We start from the raw sequence: 25171 nt of genomic DNA on the forward strand, positions 1-25171 counted from the left end.
AATTACCAATTATCAATTACCAATTATCAATTAATTACTATTTTTGATAAAATTTAAATTATATGCTTAAAGTTGGCGTACTTGGTGCTGGTCACCTAGGAAAAATTCATTTACGATTATTACAACAATCAGAAAAATACGAATTAGTTGGTTTTTATGATGAGAATCAAGAAAACGGAGCTAAAATTGCTGCCGAATTCGGATACAAACAATTTGATACCATTGCCCGATTGATTCATGCGGTTGATGTAATTGATATTGTAACGCCTACCCTTTCACATTATAAATGCGCCAAAGTAGCAATTAAAAGTGGTAAGCATGTTTTTATTGAAAAACCAATTGCAACTACTGTACAAGAAGCTGAAGAAATTATTACTTTAGCTAAAGAATACAATGTAAAAGGCCAAGTGGGTCATGTAGAACGATTCAACCCTGCCTTTATTGCAGTGAAAGATATGATTGAAAATCCAATGTTTATTGAAACGCATCGTTTGGCAGAATTTAATCCGCGTGGCACCGATGTTCCTGTAGTATTGGACTTGATGATTCATGACATTGATGCCATTTTAAGTGTGGTAAAATCAAAAGTAAAGGCTGTTCACGCAAGCGGAGTTTCTGTTTTAAGTCAATCACCTGATATTGCCAATGCCCGAATTGAATTTGAAAATGGCTGCGTTGCCAATATTACATCGAGTAGAATTTCGATGAAAAACATGCGTAAATCAAGGTTCTTTCAAAAAGACGCTTATATCTCAGTTGATTATTTAGATAAAATATGTGAAGTTGTAAAAATGAAAGATGCACCTGAAGTTCCAGGAGATTTTGATATGATTTTGCAAAATGCCGAAGGCGAAAAGAAACAAATTTACTTTGCGAATCCTGAAGTAGAACCAAACAATGCCATTTTAGATGAATTGGAAACATTTGCAGATGCTATTAAAAACAATACCACTCCAATTGTAACCCTAGAAGATGGAACCGAAGCATTACGAGTAGCGTATCAAATTATTGATAGCATGACTGCTATCTCAACAAAATAAAAATTATTAAATGAAAACAATTGCAGTAATTGGCGCAGGAACTATGGGTAACGGAATTGCTCATACTTTTGCGCAAAGCGGATTTACAGTTAAACTTATTGATATTTCTGAAAAATCTTTAGAAAAAGGAATGGCTACTATTGCTTCCAACTTGGATCGAATGGTTGCAAAAGGAACAATTACCGAAGCCGACAAACACAAAACTATCGGAAACATAATTACCTATACCGATATTAAAGATGGAGTTGTGGGAACCGATTTAGTAGTTGAAGCTGCTACTGAAAATGTAACATTGAAACTAAATATTTTTAAGCAATTAAGTGAAGTGTGTGATCATAATGTGATTTTAGCAACTAACACTTCATCTATTTCTATTACTCAAATTGCAGCTCAAGTAGTACATCCAGAAAGAGTAATTGGAATGCACTTTATGAATCCGGTTCCGATCATGAAATTAGTTGAAATCATTCGTGGTTATAACACTTCAGATGAAGTGACTAAAATAATCATGGAATTATCTATTAAACTAGGGAAAGTACCAACAGAAGTAAATGATTATCCTGGATTTGTTGCCAATAGAATTTTGATGCCAATGATTAACGAGTCTATTGAAACACTATATAACGGAGTTGCAGGAGTGGAAGAAATTGACACGGTTATGAAACTTGGAATGGCACATCCTATGGGCCCGTTACAACTTGCTGATTTCATTGGTTTGGATGTATGTTTATCAATTTTAAATGTAATGTACGACGGATTTAAAAACCCAAAATATGCCCCTTGCCCACTTTTAGTAAATATGGTAATGGCAGGTAAATTGGGTGTGAAATCTGGAGAAGGTTTTTATGATTATTCAGAGAGTAAAAAAGCAGAGAAAGTTTCGAAACAATTTTCAAAATAATAAATGTCAAAAATAATACCATTTAAAGCGGTTCGTCCTACATCGGATAAAGTGGCGCTAGTAACTTGTCGAAATTACGACGATTACTCGCCTGCTGAACTTGCTTCATGGTTGAATTTTAATCCGTATTCGTTTTTGCACATTATTAATCCTGCATATGTACATGCGCAAAAAATCACTTTAGATAAACGATTTAAAGGGGTTGCTCATAAATATCAAGATTTTAAAAATGAAGGTACTTTTATTATAGATGAAACACCCGCGTTTTTTTTATATCAAATAGATACCAAATCGCAAACTTTCACTGGACTTGTAGCTGGAACATCAATAGAAGAATACAAAACCAACATCATAAAAAAACACGAAGATACACTTCAGTATCGCGTAGAATTGTTTAAAGATTATTTGCATCAAACGGGGTTCAATACGGAACCAGTATTAATAACTTATCCTGATAATGAAGATATTAATAACTGGATAACCAAAAAGTTAAAAGAACAACCCGTTTATCATTTTGCTACTACTAACAAAGAAAAACACACACTTTGGAAAGTAGACGCTGATTCGGAAATAAATTGGCTACAAAAACAATTTGAAAATATTCCCGAATTGTATATTGCTGATGGCCACCACAGATCAGAATCTGCAGAATTACTTTACGATCAATACCGTAATGTAGAGAATGATAAACTTGATTATTTTATGAGTTTTTTAATTGCTGAAAGCAATGTAAAGATTTATGAATTCAATAGAATAATTAGAGATTTAAATGGCTATACTAAAGAAGTTTTTTTAGAAAAATTATCCGACCATTTTATCATAAAATCAAAAGAACAAGAATTGTGGAAACCACAAGGTAAGTTTGAATTTGGAATGTATTTAGACGGCTGTTTTTATGCTCTGTTTTACAAACAAGAAACTAAAAACCCTTCTATCATTGAAAACTTAGATGCTCAAATCTTATATGATAAAGTTTTGCTCCCAATTCTTGGAATAGAAGATTTAAGAAATGACGAACGCATTGAATACATTCCTGGAAAACAATCAATTCTAACTTTAAAAGAATTAGTTGACGAAGGCGAGTTTGAAGTTGGTTTTATGTTATTTCCAAGTGATATTAAAGAAATTAAAACACTTGCAGATAAGAATTTAATTATGCCTCCAAAAAGCACTTATATTGAGCCAAAGTTTAGAAGTGGTTTACTAATTTACGAACTGTAACTAGTACATTAAATGTTTTTTGGAATTGTTATTCCACCCTGATTGATTTTCATACTTGACAAAATATATTTTCAAATCGGCTTGGTTTTCATATTTTACAAAAAATATTTTCTTGTCTGCTTGATTAGAATAATCCACAAAAAACCATCTTCCAAAATTTTGTGTTGCTTGATTACTATAGGATACTTTATATACTTTTAAATCAGCTTGGTTTTCGTATTGAACCACATAAACTTTCACATCAGCTTGATTTTCATAATCTACCGAAAATACTTTTTGACTATAGGATTTCACTGTGAATAATGAAAATAATACTGCAAATGGGATAAATTTCATTTTTTACGATTTAGTTTAAATCAAAATTAATAAAATCGAATTGATTTAGATACTACTAGTTAAATCTTTAACAAAAAAGCTTAGTTTAAGCAGTTTATGTTATTTAGCGTTGTAAACTTTAAGTGCTTCTTTTAATATATGAACCGATCGAACGAGGTCTTCTTTTTTCAAAACATATGCAATTCTTACTTCATTCAGACCAACATTTGGAGTAGAATAGAATCCTGCAGCTGGCGCTACCATTACCGTTTCTTTATTTAAATTGTAAGATTCTAATAACCATTGTGCAAAATCATCGGCATTTGCAACAGGTAATTGTGCAATGCAGTAAAAAGCTCCTTTTGGGGTACCTACCTTCACTCCTTCTATTTTTTGCAACTCAGAAATTAAGATATCTCTGCGTTCTTTGTATTCTTCAATTACTTCATCAAAATAACTCTGAGGTGTTTGCAAAGCCGCTTCACTAGCAATTTGCTCGAAGGTTGGCGGACTTAATCTTGCTTGTGCAAATTTCAAAGCTGCTGCCATTACCTCTTTATTTTTAGAAATAATACAACCAATTCGTGCGCCACACATGCTGTATCTTTTAGAAACCGAATCAATCATGATTGCATTTTCTTCTATTCCAGGAATATTCATTACTGAATAATGTTTGTCTTTAACATCATAAATAAATTCGCGATATACTTCATCAGCAATTAAAAACAAATCATTCTTTTTTACTAAGGCAGCCAATTGATTCATTTCCTCTTGAGAATACAAATAGCCTGTTGGATTTCCTGGATTACAAATCAGAATTGCTTTAGTTCTTGGTGTAATTAAATCTTCAAAAGCAGCAATTGGTGGCAATGCAAATCCGTCATCAATTGTTGAAATAACAGGAACTACAGTCACACCAGATGCTACTGAAAATCCATTATAATTGGCATAAAAAGGTTCCGGAATAATGATTTCATCACCAACATCCATAGTACTTCCTAAAGCAAATAATAGAGCTTCAGAGCCACCAGTTGTAATTATGATATCTGCCACATCTATAGGCAATCCTTGTGTTTTATAGTATTCGGATAATTTGATTCTATAACTTTCAAATCCAGCGGAATGACTGTATTCTAAAACTTTAATATCGGCATTTTTAACAGCTTGTAAAGCAACTTCAGGAGTTTTAATGTCTGGTTGCCCAATATTTAAATGGTATACTTTATTTCCATTCTTTTTGGCTATATCAGCATAAGGCACCAATTTTCTAATTGGTGATTCTGGCATTTGTATTCCTTTGTTTGAAATCTTTGGCATAGTGTAATTTTTGAATATGCAAATTTGCATTTTTTAATTGAAAAAAATTAATCAAATTGAATATTTAATTCAAAAAAAAACAGCAGTAAAACAAGATTACTGCTGTTGTATTATTTAGAAAAATCTAATTATTTAGAAGTGTAGTGTCTATCTTCAATATCTTGAACATCTCCTTTTGACATAGAGTCAACTAATACTGGAGTAGCAATGAATAAAGAAGAATAAGTTCCTACAATAATACCAACCAACATAGCGAAGATAAATCCTCTGATTGATTCACCACCAAATAAGAACATAGTTAATAACACTAAAATCATCATTAATGAAGTATTCAATGTTCTTGATAAAGTACTGTTAATAGAAGCGTTTACAACATCTTTAAAGTGACCTTTGTAATTTCCACCAAGGTATTCACGAATTCTATCAAATACAATTACGGTATCGTTCATAGAATAACCAATTACTGTTAAGATTGCAGCAATAAAATGTTGATCCATTTCCATGTGGAAAGGCATGATTTTATACAACAATGAATACATTCCCAATACGAAAATAACGTCATGGAATACTGCAGCAATCGCACCTAATGAATATTGCCATTTACGGAAAGAGATAATTAAATACAATCCAACAACTAGCATTGCACCAAGTACCGCCCAGTAAGAGTTTGTTTTAATATCTTCGGAAATTGCAGCTCCTACTTTAGAAGCTTGTAATACTCCAACTTGTTTTCCATCATAAGAATTAATGAATTTATCATAAGTCATATTAGTGTAATATTTACCTAATACTTTAAATAATTTTTCATTTACTTCTTTATCAACTCCAGCACTTTCTTCTTGGATTTTGTATTTAGTAGTCAATTTTAATTGATCAGCATCACCAAATACTTTAGCTTCTAACGCAGTTCCAAATTCTTTAGATAACTCTTCAGAAACTTGAGTTGGCTCAACTGTTTTTTCGAATTTAACTTGGAAAGTTCTTCCTCCCACAAAATCAACCCCTTGATCTAATCCATTTCCTAAGAAGATAGAGTATAAACTCACAACTACAACAGCAGAAGAGAATAAATACGTCCATTTTTTCATTCCAACGAAATCAAAATGGAATCCTGTAAACCAATTTTTAGTTAATGGCGTAGAGAAAGTTAAGCTTTTATTGTTAGCAACATCTTTATCAATAAATATTCTTGCAATAAAAATAGAAGTGAATAAAGAAGTGAAAATACCAATTAATAATGTAGTAGCAAAACCTTGGATTGGTCCTGTACCGAAGATGAATAAGATTGCTCCTGTTAATACGTGAGTAACATTTGCATCAATAATTGAACGCATAGCTCCTTTCCAACCGTATGAAGTAACTACAGCATCAGCAAGAGTTTTTCCATCACGAAGTTCTTCTTTGGCTCTTTCATAGATAATAATGTTTGCATCCACAGCAGTACCCAATGTCAACACGATACCAGCAATACCAGGTAACGTTAATACTGCACCTAAACTTGCTAAAATTCCGAATAAGAAAAGTAAGTTTACTAATAATGCAATGTTTGCATACCATCCAGCTCTACCATAGTAGAATACCATCCATAAGAATACTAATAAGAATCCTACAATAGAAGAAATAAATCCTGCGTGGATTGCTTTTTCTCCTAATGACGGTCCTACCACTTCCGATTGAACAATTTCAGCTCTTGCAGGCAATTTACCAGCACGCAATACATTAGCTAAATCTTTAGTTTCAGCAATATCAAAGTTTCCAGAAATTTCAGATCTACCACCAGCAATTGGTCCTGAAGTAACTCCAGGTGCAGAATAAACAACATCATCTAATGCAATAGCAATATAACCTTTAGTTGTAAAAGCATTACCTGTTAATTCTTCCCATTTTTTAGCTCCTTGCCCATTCATTTGCATAGAAACAGCAGGCTTACCTAATTGGTCAAAAGTATCTCTTGCATCTGTAATAACTCCACCACTCAATGGAGCAGCATCGTCTTTATTACCTTTTAATGCATATAATTCAAAAGTTTCAGCTTCTTTACCCGTTTTTTCATCTTTAGTGAAAGTTGGTTTTCCCCATACAAATTTTGCAAATCTTTTGTCAGCAGGAATTAAAGCACGAATGTCAGCTCTTTTAAAATAAGAGTTGATTTTAGCAGTATCTTTTACAGAAACTATTCCTAAAATAGGACCGCCACCTTGTGCAACAAATTTGTCTAACAATGGGTTATTTCCTTTTTTATCTGCAACAGTATCTTTAGATTTATCAGTTAACATAGCAGTTAAAGTATCTTTAGCTGCAGGTTTAACTTCTTTTGGAGCTACAACTTCTGATTTTTTCAATTCATCATTAGCAGCAATTAAAAAACCACCAATTTCTTCTATTTTATAAGTTTCCCAAAACTCTAATTGCGCTGTTCTTTGTAATAAAAGTTTAATTCTATCTACATCTTTAGCTCCTGGTAATTCAACAAGAATTCTACCCGTTTGTCCTAATTTAGCAATATTTGGTTGTGTTACACCAAATTTATCGATACGCTTTCTTAATACTTCAAATGCACTTTCTACAGACTCATCAACTTTTTTGATGATTACTTTTTTAGTTTGTGCATCAGTCATATTAAAATTGATCTGATCAGATAAATTTCTATTTGCGAAAATACTTGGATCTGCTAATTTTACAGTTCCTTTTGAATTTGCTTCGAAAGCCTCAAAGAAAGCATCCAAATATGATTGGTTACCTTTTTGATTCAATTTAGCATCTTCTAACGATTTGTTAAATATTGGGTTTTTAGTGTCATTTGCAAGACCTTTCAAAACATCTTTAACAGAAATTTGAAGGATCACATTGATACCTCCTTCAAGGTCAAGACCTTTATTGATTTGTTTTCCACTTACTTCGGCATAAGTATAATCTACCAATCCAAATAAACTGAAAACATTTTTGTTTTTCAAATCATTTAGGTAATCTACTTCTTTTTGTTGATTTCCTTTAGCGAAAGCTTTAGCATCGTTTTGAATTCCATTTGAAACAAATGTGAATGTTAATTGGTAAATACTTACCAATGCAAATAGAATTGCGAAAAATTTAATAAGACCTTTATTCTGCATTATTACTAAAAATTAATTATTTTTTTGGTTTGTTTTGTTTATAAAACAAGTGAATTAGTATTAAACTATTGATTTTCAAAAAGTGATCGAGGTAAAATAGCAACTACACATTTTTATAAACGTGCAAATATATAATTTACGGATAGATTAACAAATTATTTACCCATTAATATCAAAAAAAAGACTGCAAAAGTGCAGTCTTTTTTTACTTGAATACTAATATTTAATTATAAAACCGATTTTAAATCCGCATTCATTGCTCGAACTGCATCAGCACTCTTTACAAATTTTGCTTTTTCATCATCGTTTAATTGAATGTCAACAATTTTCTCCACTCCATTTTTTCCAATAATACATGGTACTCCGATACAGATATCGCTTTGACCGTATTCTCCTTCAAGAAAAACAGAACATGGAATCATTTTCTTTTGATCGTTTAATATAGCATCAACTAAGAACGCTACAGAAGCTCCTGGCGCATACCAGGCAGAAGTTCCTAATAATGCTGTAAGTGTAGCTCCACCAACCATAGTATCTGCAGCTACTTTTGCTAATTCTTCTTCTGATAAAAATTGAGAAACTGGCACCCCATTATATGAAGCTAATCTTGTTAAAGGAATCATAGTTGTATCTCCGTGACCTCCAATAACCATTCCTTGAATATCATTTGCAGGCTTATCTAAAGCTAATGACAAATAGGTTTTGAAACGAGAACTATCTAATGTTCCTCCCATACCTATAATTCTGTTTTTTGGTAAACCAGTAGCTTTTAATGTTAAATAAGTCATGGTATCCATTGGATTAGAAACCACAACCACGATAGCATTTGGCGAATGAACTAATAAATTTTCAGCAACTGTTTTTACAATTCCAGCGTTAATTCCAATTAACTCTTCTCTAGTCATACCCGGCTTTCTTGGAATTCCAGATGTGATAACAACCACATCACTTCCTGCAGTTTTAGTATAATCATTGGTACTTCCCACCATTTTAGTATTAAATCCTAAAGTAGTTTGGGTTTGCATGATATCCAATGCTTTTCCTTCAGCAAATCCTTCTCTAATGTCTAATAATACGATTTCACTCGCAATTCTTCTGTAAGCAATAGCGTCTGCGCAAGTTGCACCTACATTTCCTGCCCCTACAATGGTAACTTTCATTTTATTGTGTGTTTTATTGATAATAAATTAAAATTCGTATTGAACGGATAAATTTGTATTTACAAATTTACCAAATGCAACGGAAGATTGCACATAAAATTTGCTAAATTGATATCTACCAGACAATTCAACTAAACCGATATATTTATTTTTATAAATACTTTGAAGTCTTTTATTAAATTCTTCTCTTACAGTTTGATTATTAATAGTAATTACTTCGTCTATAGTTCCTTTTTCTCCTCCAAATTCATACTTAAAATCGCTATAATTAACAATTGAACTAAACATTAATTCAAAATTTTTCCATTCTTTAGAAACACTCATCTGAAATTGAGTTGTACTCACTAAACCATTTATTTGACTAATTCCAAGAGTTCCAAATGTTGTTATTGGATCAATAAAATCAAAACTGATATCTTCTTTAGAATAAGCAATTAATGCGGCTAAGTTTATTTTACGTTTATTTAAACCCGAAAAATATTGATTAAGATTGTGTTTTAATCCAAATCCATAAACCTGATAATTTCCTCTTTTTAAGTTTACTTTGGATGAATATTTAACTGCAAATTCAAAACCCTTCCACAACGAAATAGAACCTTGAAGATACGGGTAAATTATTGACTCTTGATTTACACCATTAGGAGACTCCATGATGATTTGGTTATTATCATCTAGTTGTCCTACTAAATAATATTGACTTTGACCTCCTAATGAAGTTGGCATTGTTACAGGACCTGAGGTAGTTGAAACAGGATTTCCACTCAAATCCTGAATAGTAAAAAATGAAAAGTCAGAATTACTTATTTCAAAATTTCGATCGCTTTTAGGAACAAAAAATGCATTACCATAAATTCCTAATGTCACTGCATATAATTTTCTTTTTTTGGGAGAAGTCATCCACCCTGAAGAAGATTGATAAACTGCTGCATCTGTTGCTGGAGTGATATATTTGTCAGAATACATTACACCATCATCCAAAAACAATCCAATTCTAGAAAGTGCTTGGGGTGATTGTGAAAAGGATTTGCTTGAAAAAATCAAACAAATCCAAATCATTAAATATTTAAATAAACTGCTACGCATCTATATTCGCATATACAGCGTTTTTCTCAATAAATTCTCTTCTTGGTGGTACCTCATCTCCCATTAACATAGAGAAAATACGATCTGCTTCTGCAAGACTATCAATAGTAACTTGACGCAAAGTTCTAAAGTTAGGATCCATTGTAGTTTCCCACAATTGCTCTGCATTCATCTCTCCAAGACCTTTATATCTTTGGATTGCTGCATTACCACCCATTCTTTCATTTGCTAAATCACGTTGATCATCATTCCATGCATATTCTTTTTTGTTTCCTTTTTTAACTAAATATAAAGGTGGAGCTGCAATGTAAATATGTCCTTGCTCAATTAATTCTCTCATAAATCTAAAGAAGAAAGTAAGAATCAAAGTCGCAATGTGACTACCATCGACATCGGCATCACACATAATGATTACTTTATGGTATCTTAATTTTTCAAGATTTAATGCTTTGCTGTCATCTGCAGTACCTATGGTAACTCCAAGAGCTGTGAATATATTTCGGATCTCTTCGTTTTCAAAAACTTTGTGTTGCATAGCTTTCTCGACATTTAATATCTTACCTCTTAATGGTAAAATTGCTTGAAATGCTCTATCACGACCTTGTTTTGCAGTTCCTCCCGCAGAGTCTCCCTCTACAAGGTATACTTCACATCTTGCCGGATCTTGTTCAGAACAATCTGATAATTTACCAGGTAATCCTCCGCCACCAAGAACGGTTTTACGTTGCACCATTTCACGCGCTTTTTTAGCTGCGTGACGGGCTTGCGCTGCAAGAATAACTTTTTGAACAATGATACGTGCGTCATTTGGATTTTCTTCCAAATAATTCTCTACCATTTCGCTTACCGCCTGACTAACAGGAGAAACAACTTCTCTATTTCCTAGTTTGGTTTTAGTTTGTCCTTCAAATTGTGGTTCTGAAACTTTAACCGAAACAATGGCAGTTAATCCCTCACGGAAATCATCTCCAGAAATTTCAAATTTCAATTTATCCAACATACCCGAAGCATCAGCATATTTTTTCAACGAACGAGTTAAACCCGTTCTAAAACCTTGTAAATGCGTTCCTCCTTCGTGGGTATTGATATTATTTACATACGAAAAGATGTTTTCGGTGTAACTGGTATTGTAAATTAAGGCAACCTCAACAGGAATTTCTCCTTTTTCGTGGTCCATTGAAATAACATGAGAGATAATTGGCTCACGATTACCATCTAAGTAACGAATGTATTCTTTTAAACCTTCTTCAGAATAGAAAACTTCGCTTAAGAAGTTACCGTCTTTATCAACTTCTCTTTTATCTGTAAAAGTAATTTTGATTCCTTTATTCAAAAACGAAAGCTCACGCATTCTTGCAGAAAGCGTATCGTAAGTAAATTCTACTGTTTGAGTAAAAATAGTATCGTCTGGATAGAAAGTTTGCATTGTACCTCTTTTGGTAGTTTCGCCCACTTGTTTAACCGGATATATTGCTTTACCTCTTTCGTATTCTTGTTCGTATATTTTACCGTCTCTATAAACGGTAGATTTCATATGCTTGGAAAGTGCATTTACAACAGAAACCCCAACTCCGTGAAGTCCACCAGATACTTTATAAGAATCTTTATCGAATTTACCTCCTGCTCCAATTTTGGTCATTACAACCTCAAGTGCAGAAACTCCTTCTTTCTTATGCATATCAACTGGAATACCACGACCATTATCCTCAACAGTAACCGATCCATCTTCATTAATTGTAACTCCAATAGTATCACAATGACCTCCCATTGCCTCATCAATAGAGTTGTCTACTACTTCATATACTAAGTGGTGCAATCCTCTAACTCCAATATCTCCAATATACATTGACGGACGCATTCTTACATGCTCCATTCCTTCTAATGCCTGAATACTATCTGCTGAATAATTGCTCTTTTTGATTTCTTCGCTCATATAATTTTATTCTAAAAATGTATTTTTTGTGTAACACGCAAATATATTAAATCGGGAAGGATTACAAAGTCAATTTATGTAATTTATAGCGGAAGTTATTAACATAAAACCTTAATAAATTAATCCGAAAATGCATTTTAAATATTTTATGAAAATAAAAATAGAAGATATTAATTATTACATTTTCTAATTAATAATATCAGCTTAAAATACATTTTCAATAGTGAAACTTGAAGAATTAATTTCAAATGTAAAACCAACCGAATTACCCATTAATTTACTTCCTAATGGCGATTGAGGAGAAACCGCAATAATAATCGATTGATCAATAGTTATTTTTGGTAAAGCAGCACTTATAAAAAGTAGCATTCCGTTAGCTTGAACCAAACTTCCCAAAGCAATTTTAGTATGCTTTGCATTGGGATCAATTTTATCTAAAATAGCCTTTTGAACTAAAATTTCTTGCAATTTATAATTGAGCTTCTCTTGCTCTAAATGCATCATCGATAAAGCCGTTTCGTGCTTATCTCCAGCAGAGCCTTTGGCGTCATTTTGAGCATCTTCAGTAAGACCCGATATCATATCCTTAAAGACATCAATGCGATCCTGCAGGATTTGATTGTACCGTTCTAAAACTTGTGTTTTCATTAAATGGTTATGCGATATTAAAAATCAAATTTATAATTCGCTCCCAACATTACTTGAAGTCCTTGAACAGGATAGTTTACCCATCTCTGATAGTTTTGATTAGCTAAATTATTTCCTTTAAAGAAGAAAGTCAATCGGTCACTATGTTTGTAACCTACTTGAGCATTTAAATCAAAATAACTATTTAATGTTTTTATTTCTTGATAATACATTGGCGGAAATACATCAGCTAAACTTGGCACAGACACTACGTCTTTTCTTTGCCCTACAAAAAACACTTTTGCATTGGCATACCATTTTGAATTGAAAGTATAATCAACAAAAGAACTCAATTGAATTGCTGGAAGATTCCATGCTTCTTGCTCGTCTTGTATTGCATAACTATTTAAAGTTCCGTTAACACCAACTGAAAAGTTCTTTGTAAAATCTGCTTTTAATTCTCCAAAGAAACTTAGCGTTTTAACTTTATCATAAATTACTCCGAATGAATTTCCAAAAGCATAACCTGAATCATTTGTATTTAAAGGGTCGTAAGAATTGTTTTTAAACAAAGCTTTATTGTCTTCGTTTTTGAATGAACCACGAACATTGTATGCGATAGTATTGGACAATTTTCCTTTTAAACCAACATACAAATCGTATTTTTGATCAGTAGGTGAGACAGCACTAGTAGGTGACATAAAAAAGTTTTCTTGAGCAAAATCTTGATATGAGTTTTGTTTTAACTCCCCTTCTAACCCAGCATAAGCAATCATTAAATCGCCAACTACATTAAACGATCCTGTTATGTTTGGGTATATAAATAATTTACTTTTTACATCTGAAATTTCAGTTTGAGGTAATGAATTATAATAAATTCCTAAACCAAAATTGATTGACAACTCCTTTTTAAAATAATTAAAAGTTGGCTGAATTCCCAATATTGTAGATCCATATTTTAAGGAAGTGCTATTGTAATAATCATTATCAAAACTTCCGCTTAAATAGTCAAACACGAAATTAGTTTTCAATTTTATATCACTAATTTCAAATTGAGCTGCGGGCTTGATAACCAATCGATTTTCTGCGGAAGCATAAGAATCAGAAAAATGACTAAATTTAAGTGTAGCTTCTTTAAAAGCGGATTCAATTAATGCAATTTTACCACCTAAATAAATGTTTTGATATACTTGCTTAGGATTTATTTTACCTAAAAAGATATCCTTATCTGTAGGTACTAAATTTTCATAAAATAAAGGTTCCAATCCATACCAATTGTAGGCTTGACGCTGATAACCCAAATCACCATTCCAAGATAATTTATTAGATTTACCTCCATAGGTTGCATCCAAAGAAGTGTTTGAAAAATTATTATCCAAAACCACATCTTTAACTCCTCCTTGAGAAGAAAGATGACGAAACATTGCCCCAACATAATCTCCGTTTTTTAACGTTTTGGTTGCAAATAATTCGGCATTAATTGTTCCGTAGGTTCCTGCTGCAAGAGTGGCATAGTTACTAAACAATTTTTCTTTGGTAGCATTTTCAACAGCGGCCGATTTTCCCTTTGCTGGCGTAAAAGTAGAGGCAACAGGAAATGAAAAAATGGAATACTGAATCGCTTCTTTTTTTGAATTATCCTCATCAGTAAGGACAGGAGTTTCTTTTACTTTAAAAGCATCCGAGATTGTTGGCGAATAGGCCTTCACTACATTTACCACTTCGGTTCCTATGTTTTCGTCTTTCTTTTGGGCAACAGCTATTTGGAAACCAAATAATAGACAAATAGAAAATAGACGGATAGACAATAGACTATCTGCATTATAAAATTGAGAACTATTTTTTTTGTTATACATATAATTTAATTTAAAGTATTTTGAAAGGTCATTGTTGCTTTTTGAAATTCTTCTATTTTTAACTCTATATTTTTTGTTACTTCATCTGAAATAAAATTATTAGCATTAGCTATTAATAATTGAGTTTGCAATTCAAAAGAAGAACCTAGTGAAATATCAAGAAAATGACTAAATGACTTATTTGTTCTACTTGAACCCTCTGCTATATTTGAAGGCATAGACACAGAACATCTTTGCATCTGAGTAATTAATCCAAATTTTTCAGAGCTTGGAAAATTAGAGGTCAATTCGAAAATTGTTTTTGACAATTCCATTGACATTTGCCAAATTTTAAGTTTTTTAAAATTATGTCTCTTAAAATCATTCATAACAATCTATTTTCTATTTTCTATTCGTCTATTTTCTATTCGTCTAATTACCTATTGACGAATTTGTTTTACTTTCTTCAGCTTTAATAGCATCTAGTTCCGTTTGTGCTTCTTGAACAACTTCTGGAAAATCAGTGAAATTTTCAATTACACTATCTAAAATGGCAGTCGCTTGGAAACTGTCTTTCAACCCGTAATAGTTTTTAGCCATAACGATTAATCCTTTAGCTCCAAAAAACTTGTAACCTGAATAATCTTTAGCTAATTTTTGAACGGTTTTGTTTGAATCAGCAAATTTTCCATCTTTATTTTTGAAATAAGCATCATAATACAAAGCTTCTGCCGCCAATTCCCCTTTTGCAATTTTCAATAAAACAGAATATGCATAACGCGCTTTAACTTCGTCTTTTGCATTTATCGCCGATCGAGCAACAATTATTTGGGCATCACTTTTTATTTTATCATCAGTCTTTGGATTAGCAATCACTTTATCGGCATAAATAACCGCATTAGGATAGTCTTTTTGTTCGTAAAAAGAACGCATTAAATTAGCTTGTGCAAAGGTCACATTCTGAGGAAAATCAGCTTCTATTTCTAAACGAGTTAAAACGGTAATTGCTTTTGCAAAATCGTCTTTCTTTAAATGTATTTCACATAAACGTACTAAAGCCTGCTCGGTATATTCACTTTTTGGCTGTGCAATCACAAACTCATAATTCGGTATTGCATTAGCTTCTAATCCATCAGCAGAATAGGCTTGTGCCAAATAAAAATTAGCTTTCAATGCATGAATACCTTTTGGAAATTTGGCTACATAACCACTTAAACTAGAGATTGCTTGTTTCGTGTTATTCTGTAAATACTGTTTCTCGGCAGCTTCATAAGTATCGTTATCTAAATCGGCATCTGAAACTTCAACAAAATCTAATGAGCGAACCCAAGTAGCATATTCATCAACTTTACCATTATCAACATAAATCAATCTAGCAGTTGTAACTGCTTCAAGTGCCTCGGGAGTTCTAGGGAAATCGGCGGCAACTTTTTTGAATTTGGCAATAGCCAAATCATCTTTGTTTCCATTATAATAAACCAATCCTTCTCTTAAAACAGCTTTGCTTGCATAAGTTCCGTTTTTGAATTCAGCTAATAATTGATCGTAGGTTTTAATTGCCAAATCGGTTTTGCTCTCTGTCACATAAGTATTTGCCAATTCAAACAAAGCATCATCTCGGTATTGTGAAGTTTTAAAAACTTGAAGGAATTTATTAAAATCTTCGATTTTCTTTTCGTTTTTACCTACAAATCCATAGCTTATTGCTTTTTGAAAAGCTGCATAATCGGCATCCACACTTTTTAATTCGATTGCCTTATTATAGGCATCCATGGCTGGCCAATATTTGGAAGTTACAAAACGACAATCACCCAATCTTAAATAGGCATCATTCAAACGAATTTTATCTTCTTTTGCAGATCCAATATAGCTTTGAAAGTTATTTCCTGCTTGGTCGTATTCTTTTTGTTTGAAATAACAATACGCAATATTGTAATTTAGATTTTTAAATTCTGGTGTGCTTACTGCTTCCGGACTTCCTTCAAATTGTTTGAAACTCAACAAGGCATCATTAAAATTATCTAATGTATATTCTGCTTCTGCTTTCCAAAAGGTAGCACGTGCCGAAAATTTTGCATCTTTTTGAACAGCTATTGAGGAAACAAACATCTTTAACGCCTCCTGATAATTACCGTCTGTATACAATTCTAATCCTCTATAAAATGTTACTTTTTGGTACGCTAATTTATTTTCTGGATTTTTATTTTTTTCCAAAATAACCAGGGCTTCCTTATAATTTTTTGATGTTATGTATGAGTTGATTAACAAACTCTCTATTTCTTTTTTACTTGGTGAATCGGGATATTTATTTAGAAACGAATTCAATACATCAGGAACCGATTGATACGAATTTCCAATTTCGTAGCTAATTTTGGCATAATTCAAAAAGGCATCTTCTTGAATCTTTTTATCAAAATCCATTTCTGAAGCTGCTTTAAAAGCATTTAATGCTTGTTGCTTTTTATCAGTATTCATGTAGCATTCGCCCAAATGATAATAAGCATTTTGAGCTACGCTATCTTTTCCATCAATAATTTTACTGAATTGCGAAACGGCATTTTCAAAATCTTTTTGTTGGTAATACGTATAACCCAATTGGTAAAAATCGGTATTACTCCATTTGCCTTTTTTGCCTTTGTATTCTTTTAAATAAGGTAGTGCTGAGTCATATTTATTTAAATTGAAATAACTCTCTCCAATAATTTTATTTAATTCCGATTTTTCAGTTGGATTGGAATTGGTCATTGCCAACATACCTAAATCGATTGCTTTTTGAAATTCACCCGATTTAAAACTCATATCTGCTTGAAAATAAGAAAGCTTTTCTTTGTACTTATCTTCGTTTGCAACTTGATCAAAATATTTGTTTGCCTCTTTATAATCTTCGCCTTCATAAGCCATGAAACCTAAATAATATTTGGCCTGCGAGCCATATATTTTTGAATTGGCAACTTTGCCCAAATAAAGAGTTGCTTTGTTTTTGTTTTTCTCTGAAAAATAAGCATACCCCTTTTGGAAATTATATTTTTCTAATTCTTCAAAAGTCAGGGTGCGTTCATCTACTTTATCAAAATTTTGGATTGCCTGCGTATAATTAGAATTTTCAAAATAATAAGTTGCAACTTCCAAATGCGCCTGATTTATTTTTGTGCTAGTTGGATAATTAGAAACAAAATCTTCCATTAAAACATTCGCATCCGATTGATTTAGTCGAATAGCGCAATTTGCAATGTAATAAGCACAATCAGCCTGAACTTCTTGGTTTTTAACATATTGGCGCACTTTGACAAAAACTATTTGCGCAGCTAAATATTGCTTTTCTTTATATAAGGAAATTGCATTATCATATTCGGATAACGAATTAGTATAAATAACAGATTGTTGTGCTGAAATTGTTGCACCAGAAACTACTAAGTTTAAAAGTAAAAAAGCGGCTGTTTTTCGCATGGCATGGTATTTAAAAGCTCATCAAATGTAGCATTATACAAGCTATAACGAGAGTTAAACTAGTTTTATTATAAACATATTTTTTAACAATAGAAAAAGAGAGACACTTGAAGTTGGAAGTTGGAAAATTTTAATAAGTAATCTTAAAATTTATTTTGAAAACCAGCGTTATCTTATTACTTTTACCAAATAAACACTATTTCATATGTCAAATCCTGTATTATCATTAAAAGACGTTACCATCTACCAAGAGAATAAAGTGATTTTATCACAAATTAATTTGGAAGTGAATCATGGGGAATTCCTATATATCATTGGAAAAACCGGAACTGGTAAAAGTAGTTTTATGAAAACATTATATGCCGATTTACCATTAACACAAGGTGAAGGACATATTGTAGAATTTGACCTTGCTACTCTAGAAGAAAAAGACATCCCGTATTTGAGAAGAAAAATTGGAATTGTTTTTCAAGATTTCAAATTATTACCCGATAGAACGGTAAACGACAATATGATCTTTGTTCTTAAAGCAACCGGCTGGACGGATGCCGCTAAAATGCAAGACAAAATTGATGAAGTATTGGACAAAGTAGGAATGAGAGGTTTTGCTTCAAAAATGCCACACCAACTTTCTGGTGGTGAACAACAGCGTGTAGCCATTGCAAGAGCATTGCTAAATGACCCGGAGTTAATTCTTGCAGATGAACCAACAGGAAACTTGGATCCTCAAACGAGTGCCGAAGTATTAGATGTATTAAAAAACATTAATGCTTTAGGAAAAACCATTATTATGGCTACTCACGATTATGCCTTGTTAATGAAATTCCCATCTAAAACATTGAAGTGTGAAGATGGTGCTATTTTTGAAGTGGTTCAGAGATCGGTATAATGAAAAATAAATTCAAAGTAAAATATGATTTATTTTCTATACTTTTTATAGTAATTACACTATGTTTTGTTTTAAAAACTGGAGCCATTTATTCTCCAGATAGCTTGGGCTATATAAACATGGATATTTATAGAAGTTCCGGATATCCTTTATTTATAGCCTTTCATAAATTATTTTTTGGTTCCTTTTTTATATTTTTTTTACTACTCAGTCAATTTGTAATAAACATTTATGGTATTTTTTTTATTACAAAAAACATTTCAAACTGTTTAAGTCTCTCTAAATGGAATTCTAATTTTTTATTGATTTTGTTATCTATTCCTTTTTTTTATGAAATTAAAGTAATAAACAATATTCTATCGGAAGCACTTGCTTATCCATTATTTCTTTTAATCACAGGAAATATCTTTAACTTTATTACTTTTAAAAATTTCAAAAACATCTATTTTTCGATTATTTTATTAGTAATTTTAATACAAGTTCGTGGACAATTTTTATTTGTAGTACCAGTTATAATTCTTGCGATATTAATTTCAAAAAACAATAACAACTATACTAAAAAGCACTGGATTGTAATTGCTTTTGCTGTTTCAATACCATTCATATCTATAGGTACTGATATTACTTTTCATAAAATAGCACACAACAAAGCCATTACAACTCCATGGACAGGAATTCAAATATCCGCATTACCTTTATTTGTTTCAAAACCAAAGGATTACCTTGCTTTTAAATCTAAATTACAACAAGATTATTTTAAATTCCTTTATTCTAATTTAGAAAAAAAGAAAGTACTATCTAGCCAAGTTCCTGAATATCCTTTATCTAAGATAGATTTTTATTATGCCAATTATGTTGAAATTGCAAACAATACAATTGGAAATTCTGGAGAAGTTTTTTTTAAAAACAAATACGCACCCGATGATTTAGTAGTAGCAAATGATAAAATGGCCGCCTCTATCACTCTGTCATTAATAAAAAATAATTTCATAGATTGGTCAAAATTATATTTTCAAAACATAGCTAAAGGAATAGGAAGTGCTATATATCTTATCCTAAATCTATTTCTTTTGTTATTTAGCATGTTAAAAATATTAAAAGACAATGATCTAATTGCAAAGTTTATCTTTATTGGAACACTTTTAATTATTGGAAATATTACTCTTGTTGCACTGGCAGAACCAACGACTTCCCGCTATTGTTTTTATACCAATTGGATACTAATTTCTATAGTAATGGTACTTTTTCAAAAAACCTTTTACAAAAAAACAGATGAATAAAGAACTTTCCATAGTTATGCCCTGCTTAAACGAAGCGGAAACACTTGAGATTTGTATTAAAAAAGCGCATGATTTTTTTGCTGAAAACAATATTAATGGTGAAGTAGTTATTGCCGATAATGGCAGTAGTGATGGATCGCAAAATATTGCAATAACAAATGGAGCTAGAGTTATAAACATTCCGAAAAAAGGATACGGATGTGCTTTAAAAGGTGGCATTGAAAATGCATCTGGCAAGTTCATTGTAATGGGAGACGCCGATGACAGTTATGATTTTAGAAACTTAAATTTATTCCTAACTAAGCTAAGAGAAGGAAACGATTTAGTAATTGGAAACCGATTTAAAGGAGGGATTCAAAAAAATGCAATGCCCTTCTTACACAAATACCTTGGAAACCCAGTATTATCCTTCTTAGGTAGAATCTTTTTCAACTTGGATATTGGAGATTTTCATTGTGGCCTTCGTGGTTTTTCTAAAGATGCTTTTAATAAAATGCAACTAACCACTTCAGGGATGGAATTTGCATCTGAAATGATTGTAAAATCACATTTATTAAAATTAAAAATTGCAGAAGTTCCAACTACATTAAAAAAAGATGGGCGATCTAGAAAACCTCATTTAAACACTTGGAGTGATGGTTGGCGTCATTTAAGATTTTTATTGTTATATAGTCCTAAATGGTTGTTTTTATATCCAGGTTTATTTTTAATGCTTTTTGGTTTTATTTGCTCAACTATATTAGTGATAATACCTATAAAATTGAATAACATAACCTTTGATGTGCAAACACTACTCTACACAATGAGTGCTTTATTAATTGGTTTTCAGTTTGTAATATTTTATGGTTTAACCAAAGTATTTGCAGTTACTCAAAAATTACTTCCAAAAAGTAATCGTTTTGATACAATTTTTAAGTATATAACCCTAGAAAAGGGTTTGATACTAGGTTTTTTACTAGTGCTAACTGGAATTATTTCCTCTCTAATTGCAGTATCATTTTGGTCTGAGAATCACTTTGGAACCTTAAATTTTAGAGCTACTTCAAGGATTATAATTCCTGCTGCTTTCATAATTATCATTGGAATACAAATTATATTATTCAGTTTCTTTTTCAGCATATTAGGACTAAAAGATGATGCTAAATCAAATTAAACTAAAATGAAAAAATTAGATTACTTTATTCAAAAACAAAGAATTTTACAAGCTGAAAAATATATCATTGGCAACACTATATTGGATATTGGCTGTCATGAAGGAGAATTATTTGAACATATTCTAAAAAAGAAAAATATTTCTGGACATGGTATTGATAGTGTTTTAAAAGATAAAATAGAAACTTCTAATTACACTCTTTTTCCTGGATTTTTTCCTAATGATTTTTCAATCGATAATAAATATAATAACATTACATTGTTAGCTGTATTAGAACACATACCAATTGAACAAATAAAGAAATACCCACAGCTATTAAGCTCTTATTTAGAACCCAAAGGACGAGTAATCATTACCATACCATCTAAAAAAGTAGATTATATTCTAGATATTTTACTCTTTTTTAAACTCATTAAAGGTATGGATTTAGAGCATCATCAAGATTTTGAAAGATCAATAATCAAAACCATTTTTACTGAGAATGGTTTTAATCTATTAAAAGAAAAGAAATTTGAATTGGGTTTAAACACTTTATACGTTTTTGAAAAAATATAATTTTTATGTTATCAATTCTAATACCAACATACAAGTACACGGTTTACAATTTAGTTTGTGAACTAAAAAAACAATGTGATATTGCTGGGATTGAATATGAAATAATTTGTCAAGACGACCATTCTGATAGTTTGATGAATATTGATAACCTAAAAATAAATCATCTAGAAAACTGTACTTTTATATCCAATTCAGAAAATTTGGGTAGAGCTAAAAATAGAAATCTATTAGCACAAAAAGCAAAGTTTCCATACTTACTTTTTTTGGATGCAGACACCTTTCCAATTAATAAAAATTTTATTTCAAACTATATTTTAGAAATCAATGATGTTAACAAAATAGTGTATGGCGGCATTCGCTATCAAGAAAAACAACCACCAAAAGAAAAACTACTGCGATGGGTTTATGGAAAAAAAAGAGAAGCATTGACAGTTGAACAACGAAATAAAAACATTTATTTATCTTTTCTAACTTTGAATTTTTTAATTCATAAAGAAGTTTTCATAACCGTTTCTTTCAATGAATCTATTCCTAATTTAAGACACGAAGATACCCTTTTTTCTTATGAATTGATGAAAAATAATATATCGTTAAAGCATATTGAAAATCCAATTTATCACTTTGGAATAGATAATTTTGACAAAGCTTTACAAAAAGAACATGAATCGCTACTTGCCTTAAAAAACCTATTGGATAACAATTTATTGCCAGCTGATTATGTTAAGATTTCAAGGTTATATACAATTATTGAAAACCTAAAAGCTAAATTTTTAGTAGTATTTACTTTTAAAATTGTAAAACCTGTATTACTAAAAAATATTTCTGGTGCCAATCCTTCGTTACTCCTTTTTGATATATATAGAGTTGGTTATATTTGTTCAATAAAAAAATAAATTGCATGTCGCTTTTTTCAGTTATCATACCTTTATACAACAAAGAAAATTATGTTGAAAAAGCAATTAATAGTATATTAAGTCAAACCTATAACAACTTTGAAATAATAATTATTGATGATTGCTCAACTGATTTGAGTTATGAAATTGCAAAAAAAAATGTTTCCGAAAAAATTAGGCTAATTAAACATGATGAAAACAGAGGACTTTCTGCCTCAAGAAATACAGGAATAGTAAATTCAAAAGCAAAATACATTACATTTCTTGATGCTGATGATGTTTGGAAACCAACCTACCTTGAAGAAATAAAATCATTAATTGATACTTTTCCAGAAGCCAAATTATTTGCAACAAATTACGAAGAAGTTTATCCTAACGAAGTTATAATACTTCCAAAAAACAATGCCAACACTATAGAATCTTCTCAAATAATTGAAGACTTTTTTAAAATTAGTTTAGGACAACCTTTGTATTGTGCATGCAGTTTGTGTGTAGAAAAAAGTGTTTTTGATTTTGTTGGAAATTATAATGAAACTATTACCTACAGTGAAGACATCGATTTTAATATCAGAGCGAACTTATCTTTTAAATTAGCTTACTCGAAAAAAGCGTTAGTTTCTTATATGATTTTTTCAGAAAATCAAATAACAAACAATAGTCTAAACAAAAAAGTAATTCCAAATTTTAATGTATATGAAATTTATGTCAAACAAAATAAATCATTAAAAAAATACTTAGATTTCAATAGATATGTTTTTGCAAAAAAATACAAAATTGAAAAAAACACTACTCTTTTCAAAGAACTTAAGAGCGAAATTGATCTAAAAAACTTAAGTTGGAAACAAAACTTGTTACTTGATTTTCCAAGATTTATTATAATTTTTATTGCAAAAATTAAAGAATTCTTAGTGAAAAAGGGAATAAAATTTACAAGTTATTCAAGTATTGAATAAACTCATCAAAATCTCTAATATAATCGTTTTCATTGTAAATAGCAGAAGCTAAAACCAAACAAACAGCCCCAGAAGAAAAATTTTCTAATTCTCTCCATATGGTAGAATCAATCAAAAGTCCTTTATCAGGTTTGTTTAAAGTTATGGTTTGCGTTGAATTTCCATCTTTTAAAACTACATCAAAACTTCCAGAAAGGGCAATTAATACTTGACTCAAACTCTTGTGTGCATGACCGCCACGTTTAGCAGAACTCGGCACATCAAACAAATAATAGACACGCTTAATGTCAAATGGAATAACCTCTTTTTGGACTACTCCAATATTACCTTCTGGACGCTCAATTTTAGGAATATCAATTATCTTTATATTCATTTTACTGGTTTGATTTAAATAATTGTAACCATTGTTTTCCAATAATGTCAACTGAAAATTTTTTAACACTTGACTTTGCATTGCTTTTACAATGTAAATATAATTCATTATTAGTAATCATAGTATTCATAGCTTTTGTTAGTTCATCAAAATCTTGATCTTTTACCAAAATACCATTTCCATTTTGGATAATAATATCACTAGGTCCTGAATTACAATCAAATGCTATCACGGGAGTACCACAAATTAAAGACTCAATCAGTACAAAAGGTAGCCCTTCATTTAAACTCGATAAGACTAAAAATTGGGCTTCTTTGTAATATTGAAATGGATTAGATACGTGTCCTTTAAATAGGATTTTATCACTCAAACCAATTTTATTAACCGTTTTTTCATAACTCTTTCTCAATAAACCATCTCCTAAAATCACTAATTTAATATCCTTTGTAGGTAAAATAGATTTAGAATAACTTTCGATTAATTTATCGATTTGTTTTATACCATTTTCCATTCTAGCCGCTGCAACAATATACTTTTCTTCTGACGGTTTCCTTTCTATAATTTTACTCTGAATATATTCAAAGTTTATTGGATTATATAAGATTTCAATATTTTGGTAGTGGTATTTTTTATAAATTTTTTCTTTAATCATATTAGATACTGTAATAATCTTATGGGAATGTGTGTAAATATGCTTCGCCAAAAACTTATTTTTTGGAAAATATAAATCCGTATCATAATTCTGTACAACAACAATTAGTGGTGCATTATAAAGATATTTTGCAACAATATATTCTTGCAAGGATTTGTTCTTAACACGAAAATCGATAATATAATCAAACTTATTTTTTTCTAAAAACTTTCTAAGTACAATTAATCTGCTAAGTTTGTTAAAAACACCATTGGATTTATTTTTTAACTTACCTAGGTTTAACAACTCACCTGAAAACTCATACTCTATCTTATCTAAAATAACTACATGGTGAACTTTACAATGATTCATCTCCAAAAATTGAGATAAAAAAGCGGCATAACGTTCTGCGCCTCCAACAGAAAGTTGATCTGAAATCATGCAAATTCTTTTTT

The 25171-nt window shown here is 31.0% G+C and carries 21 protein-coding genes; 9 read left to right on the plus strand and 12 right to left on the minus strand.

Annotated elements, in window-relative coordinates:
* Window positions 1-62 precede the first annotated feature (62 nt).
* The 3 genes from ABWO08_RS04215 to ABWO08_RS04225 are packed head-to-tail and all read left to right on the plus strand — an operon-like array spanning window position 63 to window position 3162.
* A complete protein-coding gene (locus tag ABWO08_RS04215) occupies window positions 63-1040 on the plus strand; it encodes a Gfo/Idh/MocA family protein (protein WP_353083810.1) in 978 nt (325 codons plus the stop codon).
* A gap of 10 nt (window positions 1041-1050) precedes the next feature.
* Entirely contained in the window at window positions 1051-1941 is an 891-nt protein-coding gene (locus ABWO08_RS04220; protein WP_353083811.1) for a 3-hydroxyacyl-CoA dehydrogenase family protein, read from the plus strand.
* Between the two features lie 3 nt (window positions 1942-1944).
* Window positions 1945-3162, plus strand: coding sequence for a DUF1015 domain-containing protein (locus ABWO08_RS04225; protein ID WP_353083812.1), 1218 nt, complete (start codon window positions 1945-1947; stop codon window positions 3160-3162).
* Here ABWO08_RS04225 and ABWO08_RS04230 read toward each other — a convergent pair whose 3' ends face one another.
* From ABWO08_RS04230 to ABWO08_RS04275, 10 genes are all read right to left on the minus strand, one after another.
* Window positions 3163-3498, minus strand: coding sequence for a 7(1) septoil knot domain-containing protein (locus ABWO08_RS04230; protein WP_353083813.1), 336 nt, complete (start codon window positions 3496-3498; stop codon window positions 3163-3165).
* A gap of 99 nt (window positions 3499-3597) precedes the next feature.
* Entirely contained in the window at window positions 3598-4794 is a 1197-nt protein-coding gene (locus ABWO08_RS04235) for a pyridoxal phosphate-dependent aminotransferase (RefSeq protein ID WP_353083814.1), read from the minus strand.
* 128 nt (window positions 4795-4922) lie between these two features.
* Window positions 4923-7904, minus strand: a complete 2982-nt coding sequence (gene secDF, locus ABWO08_RS04240; RefSeq protein WP_353083815.1) for a protein translocase subunit SecDF — start codon at window positions 7902-7904, stop codon at window positions 4923-4925.
* Window positions 7905-8131: 227 nt separating this feature from the next.
* Window positions 8132-9064, minus strand: coding sequence for a malate dehydrogenase (gene mdh, locus ABWO08_RS04245; protein ID WP_353083816.1), 933 nt, complete (start codon window positions 9062-9064; stop codon window positions 8132-8134).
* Between the two features lie 27 nt (window positions 9065-9091).
* Window positions 9092-10120 (minus strand): DUF6588 family protein, encoded by a 1029-nt coding sequence (locus ABWO08_RS04250; RefSeq protein WP_353083817.1) that lies wholly within the window; start codon window positions 10118-10120, stop codon window positions 9092-9094.
* 19 nt (window positions 10121-10139) lie between these two features.
* A complete protein-coding gene (gyrB, locus tag ABWO08_RS04255; RefSeq protein ID WP_353083818.1) occupies window positions 10140-12080 on the minus strand; it encodes a DNA topoisomerase (ATP-hydrolyzing) subunit B in 1941 nt (646 codons plus the stop codon).
* Window positions 12081-12284: 204 nt separating this feature from the next.
* Window positions 12285-12728 (minus strand): hypothetical protein, encoded by a 444-nt coding sequence (locus tag ABWO08_RS04260; protein WP_353083819.1) that lies wholly within the window; start codon window positions 12726-12728, stop codon window positions 12285-12287.
* 17 nt (window positions 12729-12745) lie between these two features.
* Window positions 12746-14563, minus strand: a complete 1818-nt coding sequence (locus ABWO08_RS04265) for a porin family protein (protein WP_353083820.1) — start codon at window positions 14561-14563, stop codon at window positions 12746-12748.
* A 5-nt stretch (window positions 14564-14568) separates the two neighbouring features.
* Complete coding sequence (locus tag ABWO08_RS04270) at window positions 14569-14931, minus strand: four helix bundle protein (RefSeq protein ID WP_353083821.1); 363 nt, start codon at window positions 14929-14931, stop codon at window positions 14569-14571.
* A 43-nt stretch (window positions 14932-14974) separates the two neighbouring features.
* Entirely contained in the window at window positions 14975-17989 is a 3015-nt protein-coding gene (locus tag ABWO08_RS04275; protein WP_353083822.1) for a tetratricopeptide repeat protein, read from the minus strand.
* Window positions 17990-18194: 205 nt separating this feature from the next.
* Between ABWO08_RS04275 and ABWO08_RS04280 the strand changes: the two genes are divergently transcribed.
* From ABWO08_RS04280 to ABWO08_RS04305, 6 genes are read left to right on the plus strand one after another with little or no spacing between them, the layout of a single operon-like run.
* A complete protein-coding gene (locus ABWO08_RS04280; protein WP_353083823.1) occupies window positions 18195-18878 on the plus strand; it encodes a cell division ATP-binding protein FtsE in 684 nt (227 codons plus the stop codon).
* On the plus strand, window positions 18878-20158 hold the full coding sequence (locus tag ABWO08_RS04285) for a hypothetical protein (protein ID WP_353083824.1): 1281 nt from the start codon (window positions 18878-18880) through the stop codon (window positions 20156-20158). The genes ABWO08_RS04280 and ABWO08_RS04285 overlap by 1 nt, the downstream gene beginning before the upstream one ends.
* Window positions 20151-21311 (plus strand): glycosyltransferase family 2 protein, encoded by a 1161-nt coding sequence (locus ABWO08_RS04290; protein ID WP_353083825.1) that lies wholly within the window; start codon window positions 20151-20153, stop codon window positions 21309-21311. Before ABWO08_RS04285 ends, ABWO08_RS04290 begins: the two co-directional genes overlap by 8 nt.
* A 6-nt stretch (window positions 21312-21317) precedes the next feature.
* Complete coding sequence (locus ABWO08_RS04295; RefSeq protein WP_353083826.1) at window positions 21318-21866, plus strand: class I SAM-dependent methyltransferase; 549 nt, start codon at window positions 21318-21320, stop codon at window positions 21864-21866.
* Between the two features lie 5 nt (window positions 21867-21871).
* Window positions 21872-22759, plus strand: a complete 888-nt coding sequence (locus tag ABWO08_RS04300; protein WP_353083827.1) for a glycosyltransferase — start codon at window positions 21872-21874, stop codon at window positions 22757-22759.
* A 5-nt stretch (window positions 22760-22764) separates the two neighbouring features.
* Window positions 22765-23712 carry a glycosyltransferase family 2 protein gene (locus ABWO08_RS04305; protein WP_353083828.1) on the plus strand — a complete coding sequence of 316 codons (948 nt, stop codon included), beginning with the start codon at window positions 22765-22767 and terminating at the stop codon, window positions 23710-23712.
* Here ABWO08_RS04305 and ABWO08_RS04310 read toward each other — a convergent pair.
* Both ABWO08_RS04310 and ABWO08_RS04315 read right to left on the minus strand, forming a co-directional pair.
* Entirely contained in the window at window positions 23687-24085 is a 399-nt protein-coding gene (locus tag ABWO08_RS04310; RefSeq protein ID WP_353083829.1) for a sugar 3,4-ketoisomerase, read from the minus strand. The genes ABWO08_RS04305 and ABWO08_RS04310 overlap by 26 nt on opposite strands.
* A 1-nt stretch (window position 24086) precedes the next feature.
* Window positions 24087-25157: a glycosyltransferase gene (locus tag ABWO08_RS04315; RefSeq protein ID WP_353083830.1), complete on the minus strand. Its 1071-nt coding sequence runs from the start codon at window positions 25155-25157 to the stop codon at window positions 24087-24089.
* Window positions 25158-25171: the final 14 nt, after the last annotated feature.

This window comes from Flavobacterium sp., from assembly GCF_040383245.1.
Lineage (GTDB): Bacteria > Bacteroidota > Bacteroidia > Flavobacteriales > Flavobacteriaceae > Flavobacterium.